This window comes from Klebsiella sp. LTGPAF-6F, assembly GCF_001753185.1.
Classification (GTDB): domain Bacteria; phylum Pseudomonadota; class Gammaproteobacteria; order Enterobacterales; family Enterobacteriaceae; genus Klebsiella; species Klebsiella michiganensis.
On the sequence record NZ_CP017450.1, the window covers coordinates 2320463 to 2335406 of the forward strand.

Annotated in this window: 13 protein-coding genes; 5 read left to right on the plus strand and 8 right to left on the minus strand. The window is 55.2% G+C overall.

The window, feature by feature from the left end; all coding sequences use genetic code 11:
* Window positions 1-41 precede the first annotated feature (41 nt).
* The 4 genes from BJF97_RS10805 (at window position 42) to BJF97_RS10820 (ending at window position 6304) form a co-directional block, all read left to right on the plus strand.
* Window positions 42-1049, plus strand: a complete 1008-nt coding sequence (locus BJF97_RS10805) for an NADP-dependent oxidoreductase (RefSeq protein WP_014228709.1) — start codon at window positions 42-44, stop codon at window positions 1047-1049.
* A gap of 378 nt (window positions 1050-1427) precedes the next feature.
* Complete coding sequence (locus tag BJF97_RS10810) at window positions 1428-2042, plus strand: TetR/AcrR family transcriptional regulator (RefSeq protein ID WP_032693376.1); 615 nt, start codon at window positions 1428-1430, stop codon at window positions 2040-2042.
* A 75-nt stretch (window positions 2043-2117) separates the two neighbouring features.
* Window positions 2118-3227, plus strand: a complete 1110-nt coding sequence (locus tag BJF97_RS10815) for an efflux RND transporter periplasmic adaptor subunit (RefSeq protein ID WP_014228711.1) — start codon at window positions 2118-2120, stop codon at window positions 3225-3227.
* Entirely contained in the window at window positions 3224-6304 is a 3081-nt protein-coding gene (locus tag BJF97_RS10820; protein WP_032693377.1) for an efflux RND transporter permease subunit, read from the plus strand. The genes BJF97_RS10815 and BJF97_RS10820 overlap by 4 nt, the downstream gene beginning before the upstream one ends.
* A 191-nt stretch (window positions 6305-6495) precedes the next feature.
* Here BJF97_RS10820 and BJF97_RS35065 read toward each other — a convergent pair whose 3' ends face one another.
* From BJF97_RS35065 to BJF97_RS10840, 4 genes are all read right to left on the minus strand, one after another.
* The gene (locus tag BJF97_RS35065; RefSeq protein WP_032693378.1) at window positions 6496-6738 is read right to left on the minus strand and encodes an aromatic amino acid transport family protein; all 243 of its coding nucleotides are present in this window, start codon (window positions 6736-6738) and stop codon (window positions 6496-6498) included.
* A gap of 166 nt (window positions 6739-6904) precedes the next feature.
* The gene (locus tag BJF97_RS10830) at window positions 6905-8134 is read right to left on the minus strand and encodes an 8-amino-7-oxononanoate synthase family protein (protein WP_014228714.1); all 1230 of its coding nucleotides are present in this window, start codon (window positions 8132-8134) and stop codon (window positions 6905-6907) included.
* A complete protein-coding gene (locus BJF97_RS10835) occupies window positions 8107-9246 on the minus strand; it encodes an MFS transporter (RefSeq protein ID WP_032693379.1) in 1140 nt (379 codons plus the stop codon). The genes BJF97_RS10830 and BJF97_RS10835 overlap by 28 nt, the downstream gene beginning before the upstream one ends.
* 44 nt (window positions 9247-9290) lie before the next feature.
* Window positions 9291-10193: a DMT family transporter gene (locus tag BJF97_RS10840; protein ID WP_014228716.1), complete on the minus strand. Its 903-nt coding sequence runs from the start codon at window positions 10191-10193 to the stop codon at window positions 9291-9293.
* A 213-nt stretch (window positions 10194-10406) separates the two neighbouring features.
* Between BJF97_RS10840 and BJF97_RS10845 the strand changes: the two genes are divergently transcribed.
* Window positions 10407-11498 (plus strand): iron-containing redox enzyme family protein, encoded by a 1092-nt coding sequence (locus tag BJF97_RS10845; protein ID WP_014228717.1) that lies wholly within the window; start codon window positions 10407-10409, stop codon window positions 11496-11498.
* Here the strand turns inward: BJF97_RS10845 and BJF97_RS10850 are convergent.
* The 4 genes from BJF97_RS10850 to BJF97_RS10865 form a co-directional block, all read right to left on the minus strand.
* Window positions 11478-12056 (minus strand): TetR/AcrR family transcriptional regulator, encoded by a 579-nt coding sequence (locus tag BJF97_RS10850; RefSeq protein WP_004849617.1) that lies wholly within the window; start codon window positions 12054-12056, stop codon window positions 11478-11480. The genes BJF97_RS10845 and BJF97_RS10850 overlap by 21 nt on opposite strands.
* Before the next feature lie 433 nt (window positions 12057-12489).
* Window positions 12490-13455 carry an aminotransferase class IV gene (locus BJF97_RS10855; protein ID WP_032693380.1) on the minus strand — a complete coding sequence of 322 codons (966 nt, stop codon included), beginning with the start codon at window positions 13453-13455 and terminating at the stop codon, window positions 12490-12492.
* Window positions 13456-13470: 15 nt separating this feature from the next.
* Window positions 13471-14250: an amino acid ABC transporter ATP-binding protein gene (locus BJF97_RS10860; RefSeq protein WP_032693408.1), complete on the minus strand. Its 780-nt coding sequence runs from the start codon at window positions 14248-14250 to the stop codon at window positions 13471-13473.
* Between the two features lie 16 nt (window positions 14251-14266).
* Window positions 14267-14932 (minus strand): amino acid ABC transporter permease, encoded by a 666-nt coding sequence (locus BJF97_RS10865; protein WP_014228720.1) that lies wholly within the window; start codon window positions 14930-14932, stop codon window positions 14267-14269.
* Window positions 14933-14944 lie beyond the last annotated feature (12 nt).

Here is a 14944-nt window from a genome sequence, read left to right on the forward strand (position 1 = left end):
GCCAGAAAACATATCAGGACAAATACCAGGAAACCAGCACCATGAAAGCCTTCACGTTTAAACGCTACGGTAAATCCCCGGCGCTGGGATTTGATGACGTCGATTATCCCACCCCCGCGGCTGATGAACTTCTGGTTAAAGTTTACGCCGTTGGCCTGAATCCCATTGATAACGTGATTCCTGGCGGCCTGTTCAAACCGATTTTGTCTTTTAAACTTCCCGCAACGCTGGGCAGCGACTTGTCCGGGGTGGTTGTGGCAACGGGAAGCCGCGTGACGCGTTTTAAGCCAGGCGATGAAATCTTCGCCAGTATTTTCGACAGGGGAACCGGTTCTCTTGCCGAATTTGCGCGAGTACCTGAAAATCTCGCTGCCATGAAACCCGCAAACCTGGATTTCGAACAGGCAGCGTCGCTCCCGATGGTGAGTCTCACCGCCTGGCAGGCGCTGACAGAGAGAGCCGGACTGCAGCCAGGGCAGAAGGTGTTCATCCCGGCGGGGTCCGGAGGAATAGGCAGTTTCGCGATCCAGCTGGCAAAGCATCTTGGCGCAAAGGTGGGAACGACCACAAGTTCAGGCAACCTTGCGTGGGTGAGTCGTCTTGGCGCAGATGAGGTGGTTGACTACAAAAAGCAGACGTTTGAAAACGTGCTGAGCGGCTACGATATTGTACTCGGCACTCTCCGGGGAGATTCGATTGAAAAAGCCGTTAAAATACTCAAGCCTGGTGGCAAGATTGTTTCCCTCACCGGACCATTGGATGCCGCGTTCGCCCGTGACCGGGGGTTAAATTTCTTTTTGCGTTTTATCTTTGCGCTGATGAGCCGAAAGATCCTGCGTCTTACACGAGTGCGGGGTCTTAGCTATTCGTTTTTATTTGTCCGCCCCGATGGCGAGCAGCTCGCGCAAATTAGCCAACTCATCGAATCCGGGCAGATCGGGCCTGCGATCGACAAGGTGTTTCCCTTTGCCGAAACAAAGGAGGCGCTGGACTATCTTGCCCGGGGCCATGCTAAGGGAAAGGTGGTCGTTAGGGTGTCTGGGTCATAACCGCAGCGGTTTTCCGCTTCAACAAAAACACTTTCGTTTAAATCCGTCGTCCTTACTCTCCATCGGGAGCGCCCTGAGGACGGCCTTAGCCCGCTGAGAAAAGCGGGCGTCACGCCGTAGCGTTCACTTCCATCATTGAGATAAGCTGTCATAGGTGAGCCGATGCTTTTGTTGGCAAAGGATTTTGTCTGATACAATTTTGCTCGGGGAGCATCCGAATCTGGCCCAACAGCGTATGTCGCCTGACGCGGACGCTTCGGGCAGGTGCCGTCACCTGTGAGGATGATATTGCGCGATCCTGAAACAAGTCGAAATCGTGACTTAATTCTAAAATGGTCACTTGTTGTCAATCAAGGCGCATCACGCTAAGCTGAAAAAATGACTAAGAATATGAACGTTCCATCATCACGCGGCCCGCTCGATCACAGCGTCCGGGAGCAAATCGTCGACGCTGCCTTTGAGCATTTCGGGCATTACGGCTATGAAAAAACCACCGTGGCGGAGCTGGCTAAATCTATCGGTTTTTCAAAATCTTATATCTATAAGTTTTTTGAATCCAAACAGGCTATCGGCGAAGTGATCTGCGCTAACCGCCTGGAAATGATCATGGCCGCAGTACTCTCAGCGGTGGCTGACGCGCCGTCAGCCAGCGAAAAATTACGCCGTCTCTTCCGGGCGCTGACTGAAGCGGGGAGCGAACTCTTTTTTCACGATCGTAAACTCTACGATATTGCCGCCGTCGCCTCGCGGGAGAAGTGGCCTTCAACAGAAAGGTATGCGGAACGGCTGTTAAAGCTGATTGAGAGCATTCTTGTCGAAGGCAGGCAGGCCGGGGAGTTCGAAAGGAAAACCCCCCTTGATGAAACCACTTATGCGATATACATGGTGATGTGCCCCTTCATCAATCCTGTTCAACTGCAGTTTAATCTCGAAACGGCCCCAACGGCGGCGGTTCTTCTCTCGTCGCTGATTTTAAGAAGCCTGGCCCCCTGATTTGTGACCATTGACTTTATTGGTCACTAGTCTGAGAATGCGGAAACCATCCTGTTATTTGATTAAGGGTTTCCCATGCTCAGGCTTCATTCAGCCCGCTTTGCCGCTTGTCTTCTGCCGTTGGCCCTCGTGGCCTGCGGTGATAACGCCTCGAGTGACGATCCGCGCACCCAGCCGCCGCTCGTCAGATCCGCATCCGTAGAACTCGCGCACGATACCTCTCGCGCCTATACCGGCGTGGTGGTGGCAAGAACGCAAAGCGATCTTGGTTTTAGAGTGCAGGGTAAGATCCTTGAACGCTTTGTTGATACTGGCCAGACCGTTAAGCGCGGTCAGCCGCTGATGCGGCTGGATCCCGCCGACCTGAAGCTGCAGGCCGTGGCTCAGCAACAGGCCGTTGACGCCGCCAGGGCGCGGGCGCGAAAAGCCATCAGCGATGAGGCGCGCTACCGTGGCCTCGTTGGCGCTGGCGCAGTCTCCGCCTCGGAGTATGACCAGATCAAAGCGGCGGCAGATTCCGCGAAAGCGGATCTCAGCGCAGCCCAGGCGCAGGCAAACGTGGCGCAAAATGCCACGGGCTATGCCGTGCTGCTGGCGGACTCTGACGGCGTGGTGATGGAGACGCTTGCCGAACCCGGTCAGGTTGTCAGTGCCGGGCAGGCGGTGATCCGGCTGGCCAGAGCGGGGCAGCGTGAGGCGCTGGTACAGCTGCCGGAGACGCTGCGCCCTGCCATCGGCAGCGAAGCGCTGGCGACGCGCTATGGCGACGAAACGCAGCCCGTCGCCGCAAAACTGCGCCTGCTTTCCGATGCCGCCGATGCCACCACCCGTACCTTTGAGGCGCGGTACGTGCTGGAAGGCCCGTTAGCCAACGCGCCGCTGGGGGCGACCGTAACGCTGCACATCAAAAAACAGAGTGGGGAAAGCCAGGTCATGCAGGTACCGCTGGCCGCGCTTTATGATGCGGGCAAGGGACCGGGCGTCTGGCGGATCTCCGCGCAGCCAGCCAGGGTCGCATGGCAGCCCGTCAAGGTGCTGAGCGTGGGCGAGGAGGCGGCGCAGGTAACGGGCGAGGTGAAGCCCGGTGAGGAGATCGTTGCGCTAGGGGCGCATCTTCTGCACGAGGGCGAGGCTGTCCGCCTGGCCGGGCAACCGGATACGGCCCGGACGGGGGATAAACCATGAGCCAGGGCCGCTTTAACCTGTCAGCGCTTGCGGTGCGCGAGCGCTCGGTCACGCTGTTTTTAATTATTCTGGTGACTATCGCCGGTATTTACGCCTTTTTTGGCCTCGGGCGAGCGGAGGATCCCCCCTTTACGGTTAAGCAAATGACGGTTATCACCGTCTGGCCCGGCGCGACCGCGCAGGAGATGCAGGATCAGGTGGCTGAGCCGCTGGAAAAACGCCTGCAGGAGCTCAAATGGTATGACCGCACGGAAACCTATACCCGGCCCGGCATGGCCTTTATCACGCTCTCACTCCAGGACAATACGCCGCCATCACAGGTGCAGGAAGAGTTCTACCAGGCGCGGAAGAAGCTTGGCGATGAAAGCAGAAACCTCCCCGCCGGCGTGACGGGGCCGATGATAAATGATGAATTTGCCGACGTCACTTTCGCCCTGTTTGCGCTGAAAGCGAAAGGAGAACCGCAGCGCCTGCTGGTCCGCGATGCCGAAACGTTACGCCAGCAGCTCCTGCACGTCCCGGGGGTCAAGAAAGTCAATATTATCGGCGAACAGGCCGAACGGATTTATATCTCTTTCTCCCATGAGCGTCTGGCTACCATGGGGCTCTCGCCGCAGGATATTTTCAATGCGCTGAATAACCAGAACGCATTAACCGCGGCAGGTTCAATTGAAACGCGCGGCGCGCAGATCTTTATCCGCCTCGATGGCGCTTTCGATGAATTGCAGAAGATCCGCGATACGCCATTTATTGCTCAGGGTAAAACGCTCAAGCTGTCCGACGTGGCAACGGTAGAACGCGGTTATGAAGATCCGCCCACTTTGCAGATTCGTAATCAACATGAACCGGCGCTGCTGCTGGGGATCGTGATGCGTGAAGGCTGGAATGGGCTGGCGTTGGGTAAAGCGCTGGATGCCGAAACGGCAAAAATCAATGCCAGTATGCCGCTGGGGATGACCCTGACGAAAGTCACCGATCAGTCCGTGAATATCAGCGCCGCAGTCGATGAGTTTATGATCAAATTCTTCGTCGCCCTGCTCGTGGTGATGGTGGTCTGTTTTGTCAGCATGGGGTGGCGCGTGGGGGTCGTGGTCGCGGCGGCGGTTCCCCTGACGCTGGCGGTTGTTTTTGTGGTGATGGAGGCCGCCGGTATCAACTTTGACCGCGTGACGCTGGGCTCCCTGATTCTTGCGCTGGGCTTACTGGTTGACGACGCGATAATCGCCATCGAAATGATGGTGGTGAAAATGGAGGAGGGCTACGACAGAATCAAAGCTTCCGCCTACGCCTGGAGCCATACCGCCGCGCCCATGCTGGCCGGTACCCTGGTCACGGCTATCGGCTTTATGCCGAATGGTTTCGCCCAGTCCACCGCCGGGGAATACACCAGCAATATGTTCTGGATTGTTGGCCTCGCCCTGATTGCCTCATGGCTGGTCGCCGTTGTTTTCACCCCTTATCTGGGGGTGAAAATGCTGCCGGATATCGCAAAGGTAGAAGGGGGGCATACCGCCATCTATGACACGCCGCGCTATAACCGCTTTCGCCGCCTGCTGACCCGCGTTATCGCCAGGAAATGGCTCGTGGCCGGTTCCGTCATCGCGCTTTTCGCGCTGGCGGTCATGGGGATGGGGCTGGTAAAAAAACAGTTTTTCCCCACCTCTGACCGCCCGGAAGTGCTCGTTGAAGTGCAGATGCCCTATGGCACCTCGATTGAGCAGACCAGCGCGGCAACGGTCAAAATAGAGGACTGGTTGGAAAAACAGCCGGAAGCCAGGATAGTTACCGCCTACATTGGCCAGGGTTCACCGCGTTTTTACCTGGCGATGGCCCCCGAACTTCCCGACCCGTCGTTTGCCAAAATAGTGATATTGACGGACAGCCAGGCATCACGCGATGCGCTCAAATTGCGGCTGCGGCAAGCCGTAGCCAGCGGACTGGCGCCTGAAGCACGCGTTCGCGTGACGCAGCTGGTGTTTGGCCCGTATTCCCCTTTCCCGGTCGCCTGGCGAGTGATGGGGCCGGATACCGATACACTGCGCGACATCGCGGACCGGGTTAAGGGCGTGCTGCAGGCAAGCCCGATGATGAGGACCGTCAACACCGACTGGGGATCGCGCGTGCCGACACTGCATTTCACCCTCGATCAGGACCGTCTACAGGCAACCGGCTTAACGTCCAATGCCGTTGCTCAGCAGCTCCAGTTCCTGCTATCGGGCATTCCCATCACCGCCGTGCGGGAAGATATTCGCTCGGTGCAGGTGACGGGGCGCGCCGCGGGGGATATACGTCTGGATCCGGCCAAAATTGAAGGGTTTAGCCTGGTCGGCAATGCGGGCCAGCGCATCCCGCTCGCGCAAATCGGGAAGGTGGAGGTCAGAATGGAAGATCCTTTACTGCGTCGCCGCGACAGAACGCCCACGATTACCGTGCGGGGGGATATTGCCGATAATCTTCAGCCGCCGGACGTTTCCGCCTCCATCATGAAACAGCTGCAGCCGATTGTGGACTCGCTTCCGCCGGGGTACCGCATCGAAATGGCGGGTTCAATTGAGGAATCGGCTAAAGCCACCCGGGCGATGGCGCCGCTGTTCCCCATCATGATCGCCCTGACGCTGCTGATCATCATTGTGCAGGTGCGCTCAATGTCGGCCATGGTTATGGTATTTCTAACCGCTCCGCTCGGGCTTGTCGGCGTGGTTCCCGCGCTGCTGCTTTTCAATCAGCCATTTGGTATCAACGCCCTCGTCGGGCTGATCGCGCTTTCGGGCATTCTGATGCGTAATACGCTGATTCTTATCGGGCAGATTCACCATAATGAGAAAGAAGGTCTCGATCCGTACCATGCGGTCATCGAAGCGACGGTGCAGAGAGCCAGGCCCGTCTTACTGACGGCCATGGCCGCCGTTCTGGCGTTCATTCCTCTGACCCATTCGGTGTTCTGGGGGACGCTCGCCTATACCCTGATTGGCGGGACGTTGGGGGGAACCGTCATGACGCTGGTGTTCTTGCCCGCCATGTATGCGATCTGGTTCAGGATCCGTCCTGAAGCCCGGCGCCATGCTGAACAACATTAAGGCGCTCGTCTGCCTGCTCAACGAACGCCTGGCGTGACCGTCCGAAAGCAGAGAAAAGCGCCGCAGTCCGCGGCGCTTTTCATCACGCCTGAATATAGCGATGAATATTGGGCCCCATGGTGTATTGTTCGGCTGTCAGATTGGGAAAACCGGGAGTTTTTGAATATTCGGGTTATCCCGGTTCTTTTTTATTAAAGAAAAGCGTAAATCATCAGTAGCCAGAGTATGGCTCCAACGGCAATAATCATTTTCAGGATGAAGTTACTTGCCGGGAAAAAATATACCGCCGGCAGTGCGGAACGCCTGGCCTTAATGAGTAAATAAGGCGGCAATAATATACTCCACAGCACCAGCGAGATGCCGGCAAAGGCCAGGGCAGACAAAAATCCTTGCGGGGCAAAAATACAGGCCAGCGCGGCAGGAAAATAGGTCAAAATATGGCCAGCGGGCGTGAGCCCCGACGGTTAATTTTGTTCAGCATATCCTCGAGATAATCACTCAAACCGATTGAGGCTGACATCAGTGAGGCTAAAACGGCAATACATCCAAAAGAGACCAGCATCCGTAGGCGGCCTGCCGAAGCAGGCCGGCAGCAGCTATTTATTTCGTGGCTTCAGCCAATGATTCTCTGAAGTTTTTATGGAAGTCGTCGATTTGCCCGCTCTCGTGGAGCGCCGACAATGCGCAGCGCAGAATGGCGTGCCCTTCTTCAACGGTTGGATACATCGCCACGGTCGTCGCGAAGCCGCGATCGTGCAGTTTTTTGCACATCGTGATGGCGAGATCTTCGTTACCAATCAGGATCCCCCGAATCGGCATCGTCGTACCCCGGTTAACGATGTCGATCTTGCCGAAAACTTCGTCAAAATAGCGAATGACGTTCTGAAGCTTCTCCTGGCGGGCAGCGACGGTGCCGTCCAGGTGGAGATCGGCGGCGGCTACGCAGGCGGCAATTCCAGGCAATGAAGGCGGCCCACCAAAGGCGTAGGTTGTGCCGTAGGTCTTAATAAATTTGATGGTCTCAGCGTCGCGACAGGCGATAAATCCGCCGTGTGAGCCAAAGGCTTTAGATAGCGAGCCGGCGATAATAATACGTTCGTCAAGCCGATGGCCGAGGCATGACATAACGTATCCGGAACCGTACTCTCCGTAGATAGAGGTGCCGTGCGCATCGTCTATATACGCGTAGCCGTCATACTGATGCGCCAGGCGGACAATATGCGCGACGGGGGCGACGCCGCCCATTGAGCCTACGCTGTCTGATACCGAGATCGGCGTTAATCCCTGGCTGGCCGCATAGCGAAAAGCCTCTTCAATCCGCGCCTTATCCTGAAAATCAATTCTGACGACTTCCCCAAACTGCTGTAAAAGCCCGCGGTTGATCTGCAACGTCGCGTGCGCGGTCTTCTCCATAATAAAATAGGGTTTTTTGCTGAACGTAAAATGCGGCAGCGTCCCGGATGCCAGCAGCGGCAGCACTGCGATATGGCAAGGGGTCACGGCGTTAAACGTCAGAGTATGAGCTCCATGCATGATGTCGTTCAGTCGTGCTTCCAGCTGCGGGAACAGATCGACTTTTACCCGCGTTCTGGCGACAGAAACCTGCACGCCAAAACGCTCAATGGCGTCGACAACCGCTTTTTTCAGCGCCGGGTGAGTCTCTAGCCCAAGATAAGAGCATGAGACAAATTCCACCATTTTTCTACCATCGTCGAGGGTAATGACCTTGCCGTCCCTTTTTACCGCGACCAGTTCATTAATATGTTCAGAGAATACCCGGGTCTGATATTTTAGCGACCTGTCTATTTTCCTTTTTTGCCAGTTTTCCATTGCGTTACCTTCATTGTCGTGACTACCAGAAGAGACAGAATTGCCAGCGTTAACGTGCTGGCACCGAGGGTTCTGTCAAACCCCATACCGGTATCCGTTAGTTTTACGGCGAAATAGCTGATGGCGCCGGCGCTCACCGTTTGAATAAATCCGGTGACGGACGCCGCAATACCTGTTTTGCTGCCTTTGATTTGCAGTGCGATAAAATTCGCGCTCGGGTAATAGGCGCCAAGGGTGAGGTTAAAAATCATCGATCCGGCGATACATAATAATAGTGAGTGGCTGCCGATAATAAATGGGGTAACCGCCAGCGCATTCAGGATAAATAAAATCCACGGGTTAATTATTCGCTCGAATTTTGCGATCTGATTGCCAATAATAAAAAATAATACGGAAGCAGAAAAGAGCAGCGAGTAGTGCATGGTGCTTAGCCCCAGCTGCTGCATAAAAATGGCCGGCGACAGCGAGATATAGCAAAACAGCGAACTCAGAATCAGCGAAACCAGCAGCGTTCCCTGAATAAATGCCGGGGTGATAAACCCGGAAGAGGAGGGCGCCGCGGCCGCATCATGCTGCTCAAGGCGACGCGGAGAGAGCACAAGGGTGACGACGCTAAACAGGGCCATAACCAGGAATATCGAATTCCAGCTCAGATAGCCGAGGAGCGCGGCGCCGGCCAGCGGCGCAATAAGAGGAACCACCGCGCTGGCGGAAGAAATATCGGAAAGCGCGCGCTTGAGCGTTAGCGGGGAGAACGTCTCTTTAGCGATAGCTTTAGACAGGACCGGCCCGGCGCCGGCGCCCAGGGCCTGTAATGCCCTGCCGGCCAACAGCATCATTAAACTATCGGACATAAAACAGAGGAGGCTGCCCGCGAGGAAAAGCAAAAAGCTGGCCGTCAGTACGCGTAATTTACCCAACTTTTCGCCAAGAAATCCTGATAATAACTGGCTCGCCGCGTATATCACCAGAAAACCACTAATGGTTAACTGAATAGCCGAATAATCGGTAGTAAACGCTTTTTGTAATAGGGGCAGCGCGGGCACGATCATATCTGTCGCCAGCGCGGAAACCGATGCGGCGAGAATAAGGTATAAGTATATCCTGAGCATATTAAACTCTTCGGTGAATATGGGTTAAAACGTTAGATTATTATTTATGAATACGCCGCTGCTTTTTTAGCGAATGAGCAAATCGCGATTCCGGTCAAAATTAATAGCGAGCTCAGTAAATGATAGAGATGCGGCTGGGTATGTAAAAACACAATGCTTAATATGCCGCCGGAAAGCGGAATAATATGGGTATAAATCTCACCGCGAGTCGCGCCAATAGCCGCGATGCCTTTATTCCAGAACAGGTAGGCCAGCCACGAGGGGAAAATCACCAGATACGCCAGTCCAGTAAGGAAAGCGATATCGTGGTAGGCGGCGAATGAGGTGGCGGGGTGCAGCCACAGCCAGAAAATCACCACCGGAAGCAGAATAAGGGCGCCAAGAAGCGAACTGACGGCGACGAAAGCATTGGCGGGGATACGACGATCTTTGTTACGCAACAGCGAGCAGTATACTGCCCAGCTTAGCGCCGAGCCCATTGCCCACAGATCGCCCTGGCTAAACCCTTTTAGCCCCTCTGCGTTGCTCAGGTTGCCATGCAGCAGGAGCAGCAGCACCCCTGCGGTACTAAAGATCACGCCCCACCAGTTCCGCGCCGATACCCGGTCATGGAAAATCAGGCGATTAATCATCAGCACCATACAGGGGGTCGCAGACATGTAAATCGCTGCGTTCAGCGCAGACGTCGACTGCAGACCAATATAGAGGGTTAAGGGAAAGCTCACCTGTCCACACAGCGTTAGAACCAGCAGCGTTGCGCCATTCTGGCGGAACAACGGCCGACTGTCGCGGATTTGCCGCTGATACAGCAATACCAGCAGTAGTGCGGTCAACGCCCATCTCGCTTCGGTCATGAGAATCGGATCCGCGCCCTGAACGAGAATATGCCCTACGACATAATTCCCTCCCCAAAACAGGGCCGCCAGCGTGAGTAACAGGTAAGGCATGCTCATTCCTTGCATCGCTTCGAACTGTACTAAATGGTAACTTTATTTTTTTTAATATATCAATTAAATTTTATGGTTATTGGGCGGTTTTATTATTTTTTTATTTTAAATCATATGTTTAAAAATTAGTTACCTGTGTGCAAAAAATCTGATTGCAGCATATTTGTCTGTACGATAACGTATATATACCATGCATTAAACAGGGATAAATCAATGCGTAAGACAGAAAATGGTTTCACCGGGAACGAACAACATTCCGCAATGGCCAGGCTCTCTCTGGATGACATGATTGACCAGCTTCTTCACAGCAACGCGCTTTCACTGAAACTGACGGCCAATCCGCTACTGGCGGACAGAGCCTGGTACCTGACCGAAAATACCTGTACTAAGGCTTTTACCGCCAACGATCCGCAAGCGAAAAAACGTGCCCACAGCGCGCTGTTTAAACTCTACCAGGCGTGGCTGGCGGAACCGCTATCGGCGGCGGCAAAAAACCAGTTTCATCCATTACTCTGCGGGATCAGAAGCTACATCGAATCAGAATGGCTCCGGGTGGAAAAAAAACGTTTCAGTTTCCCGATACCCGCGCTTGACGCCGGGAATATCGTTGAGGAACTCCGTCATTTATGTCAGAAACATCCGGCTTCGCACCATCCCCTCTTTGATTTTCTCTCCTCTTCCGCCTCTGCTACGCAAATAGACTATTTCTTCAAAAGCGATAGCGCGCTCAATCTGCTGTTTTTCGATCTGGTCGCGATGGGGCTGGTCGGCTCTCTGCCAGAAACGCGTGCAGAGATTGCCCAGAACCTTTGGGATGAAATAGGCCAGGGCAGCCAGGAGTTTACGCACGTTAATCTGTATAAGGATTTGCTGAAGCGCAGAGATATTGCGCTGCCTGAAAACCATTTCGCCCATCTGTATGACTGGCAGGGGCTCGCCGGGTATAACGCGTTCATGCTGGGCGGCGTTAACCGTCAGCATTACTACAAATCGCTCGGCGTGATGGCGATGACGGAACTGCTGGACCCGCCGCAGTACCAGAAGCTCGTGACCGGGTGCCGTCGCATTGGCCTTACGGATCGCGACGTGCATTATTACGCGGAACATATCGAGGTTGATATCGGTCACGCCGATGGGTGGCTGAATAACGTTATCGTTCCGATCGGCAATAAAAACCCGGCTGCGCTGGAGGAGGTCTACGTTGGCGCAGCGCTGCGTCTTCAGACCTGCTGCGATTACTACGATTGTCTGCTGGAGGCGTTACGTACCGTTGTTGAACGCGAGTCAGAGGGTGCCGCCCTCTGAATAAATAAGCGCTTTTGCCGCGCTCCAGGCCGTTATTCCGGGAGGGATCTCCCGGCATTCCGAGGACTCCGCCTGCTGAGCGGCAATGGCGCCGTCAATCAGCATGAGCATCATCATCGCCACCCGTTCCGCAGGTTCCGGTTTTAACAGCAGGGTAAGAATGTCGCGGAAAAACTGGTAGAGGCGCGATTTAAACCGTGAGCATGTCGCCCGGATAGCGGAAGACGAGGTTCCATATTCAAACAGGGCGCGGGTGAACATGCAGCCGTGGAAATCCTCACAGGTGAACCAGTTATTGTAATATTCGAAGACGGCAAACAGCTTCTCGCGGCCTGAAGGTTTATCGGCGGTAATCTCCTGCAGCGCCTGCATAAACTCACTCTCTTTCTGCTGTAAAATATCAAGAATGAGCGCCTCTTTATCCGCATAGTAGCGGTAGAAGGTCATTTTGGAGATGCCCGCATTCTCCGATATCCGGTCAATACTCGGCGACTGATACCCCTCTTTGTTAAACAGAGACATTGACTGGCGGATAATTTCCGCTTGTTTTGGCTTCATACTGTTTCCCGTGGAATGAAGTAATACAGAGGGTTTCTGGTAGCGAGCAGTCATTCATTTGATATGGCGGGCGGCACGCTGCAACGACGTATGCGCAATGTCATCCCGATGGCCGATATCCCAGCCCCTGCGGTGAGCGGCATCAGTGAACGCGTTGACCCATAAAAATTGTTGTCGATTCTTACATCCGGCTGCAAAAAAAGCAAAAATCCCTCAGGCGATCTTTGCGCTGCGCGAATCAGGACTGCGCTGGTGCCGACACGTTATGCCCTTAGCCCTCCACGCTGCGCGCGGGGAGGATAAAGAGAGGCCCGGGAGAAGTCAGTATCCCCCCGAACAGGGGGTGATGTTTTTGTGATGCACATCATAAAATAACGCCTGGTTATTGTGATGTTATTTGCAGTCAATGGATTTGCATTTGAATCAACCCGCGCTATCTCTGCGGGTTTTTTTTCGTCCGGCGATGGTCGGCGGGCGGCGACTCGGCCTGCTGTAAATAGTCCTGATACCAGCCGCTGATACGTCGGGTCACCGGATTTTCGTTGAGGTCGAAGCGCCTGCCGTCGAGCCTGTTTACCGGGGTAATACCTGCCAGCGTTCCGGTGACAAAAGCTTCGTCCGCAGTGAAGGCTTCGGCAAGGGTAAAGGATCTTTCCTGCACGCCGAGGCCCTGCTGGCGCGCCAGTGACAAGATAGTGTGGCGGGTAATACCGTTAAAGCAGTACAGGCCGTTTGAGGTCCACAGCTCGCCCTGGCGTACGATAAAAAAGTTGGTGGAATTGCAGCTGGCGACAAACCCATGAGGGTCCAGCATCAGCGCTTCATCTGCGCCGGCGTCCAGCGCCTGCAATAGCGCCTGGATCAAATTCAGGCGGCTGTGGGAATTAAGACGCAAATCGAAAACATCCGGCGCGCTGGTACGATAGGTCGAGGTGAACAGGGCAAGGCCGCGCCGTTTGGCCTGTTCATCCACAACCTTATATTCCGCCACGCAGACGATAGTGGCGCCGCCGAGGATAAAGCGCGGGTCCTGATTTGGCGTGCGCTTTTTGCCGCGGGTGATCATGAGCCGCAGATGGGCGCCGTCCGTCATACCGTTGATCTTCAGCGTGCTGTACATAATATTGGTTAGCTCCTCACGACTATGGCCGATATTGAGCTGGATAGCGGCCGCCCCGGCAAACAGGCGATCGAGATGCGCCTGAAGGGCGATCAGCTTGCCGTTCACCAGCCGCAGCCCCTCCCAGACCCCATCGCCGCAGACGTAGCCGGAATCGAAAACGGAAACCGTGGCGCGATCGCGGTGAACGAATTCGCCGTTGACGTACACTTGCACATTGTCGTTGCGCGTATCCTGCAGGTATGCCTGACTGCTTTGAGCGGAGAGAGCTAAACTCATCATGTTTCCTTGCGGTTAAAATGCCCGTTCAGCGAAACGGGAAAGGAAGGCCTGGGTGCGCGGTTGGCGCGGATGGCGCAGCACCTCTTCCGGGGGGCCCATTTCATGAATCACGCCGTTTTCGATAAAAATCACCCGATCGGCGAAATGCCAGGCAAAGCCCAGCTCATGAGTGACCAGCAGCAGCGTCCGCCCCTCATCTGCCAGTTCACGGATGGTATGCAGCACTTCCCCCACGAGTTCAGGGTCGAGGGACGAGGTGGGCTCATCGAACAATATTATCTCTGGCGCCATTGCCAGGGCGCGAGCAATAGCGACGCGCTGCTGTTGACCGCCGGACAGGCTGCCGGGCCAGGCCTGGTGCTTATGGCCGAGCCCCACTTTTTCCAACTGCGCGTGGGCAATGCGCATCGCCTCTTCGCGACGCATCTTTTTCACCGATATCAGGGCTTCGCTGACATTTTGCAGCACCGTGAGATGCGGGAAGAGATTAAATTGCTGAAACACCATCCCCACGCGCTGGCGAACATCGCTCAGCTGTTTTTCGCTATAGCGCCGCTGACCGCGGCTGTCGATTTTACCGAGGGTAACGCCGTCCAGTTCTACGGTGCCAGCGCTGGGTATTTCCATAAAGTTCAGACAGCGCAGCAGGGTGCTCTTACCCGAGCCGCTGCCGCCAATGATGGCGATTTTCTCACCGGCATAGATATCTAAATCGATGCCCTGTAACACGCTTTGCGCACCAAAGCGTTTGTGCAGGGCGCGTATCCGCATGACGACTTTTTTCTCTGACATGGCCTTTCTCATCATATTAAGGATGTGGACGGTAGCGGCGCTCCAGACGTGCCGCCAGGTAACTTCCGGGCCAGATCAGCACAAAATAGAGCAGGGCGACGACGGTGAAAATCTCCACCGGGCGATACCAGGTACTGCTTAGCAGCCTGCCCTGATACATCAGTTCGTTAACCGTGAGAATCGAGGCCAGGGAGGTCACCTTCGCCAGTTCAATCATGCGGTTTGTCAGGGCTGGCAACATACGGCGAAATACCTGCGGCAGGATAATACGCCGCAGCATCACGCCCGGCGGCATGCCTAAGGCTTTTGCCCCTTCCCACTGCCCGCGTTCGATGGACTGTAGCCCGGCGCGAAAAATCTCGGTGCTGTAGGCGGCGGTGTACAGGGTTAACGCCAGCGCGGCGGCGCCAAAAGTGGAAAACTGAATGCCCACCAGCACCGGAAAGGCATAGTAGAACCAGATGAGCTGGATAAGCACCGGCGTATTGCGGAACACCTCGACAAAGGCGCTGGTAAGAGGATAAAAATAGCGCGGCCCGCGGGCACGGACGACGCCAACGGCAAGCCCGATCAGCGTGCCGACAATTCCCGCCAGCAGCCATAGCTCCAGCGTAACGCCCAGTCCCTTTAGCAGTACCGGCAAGTTTTGCCAGACAAGGGAAAAGTCCCACTGATAATGCATGGTTGTTCTCTC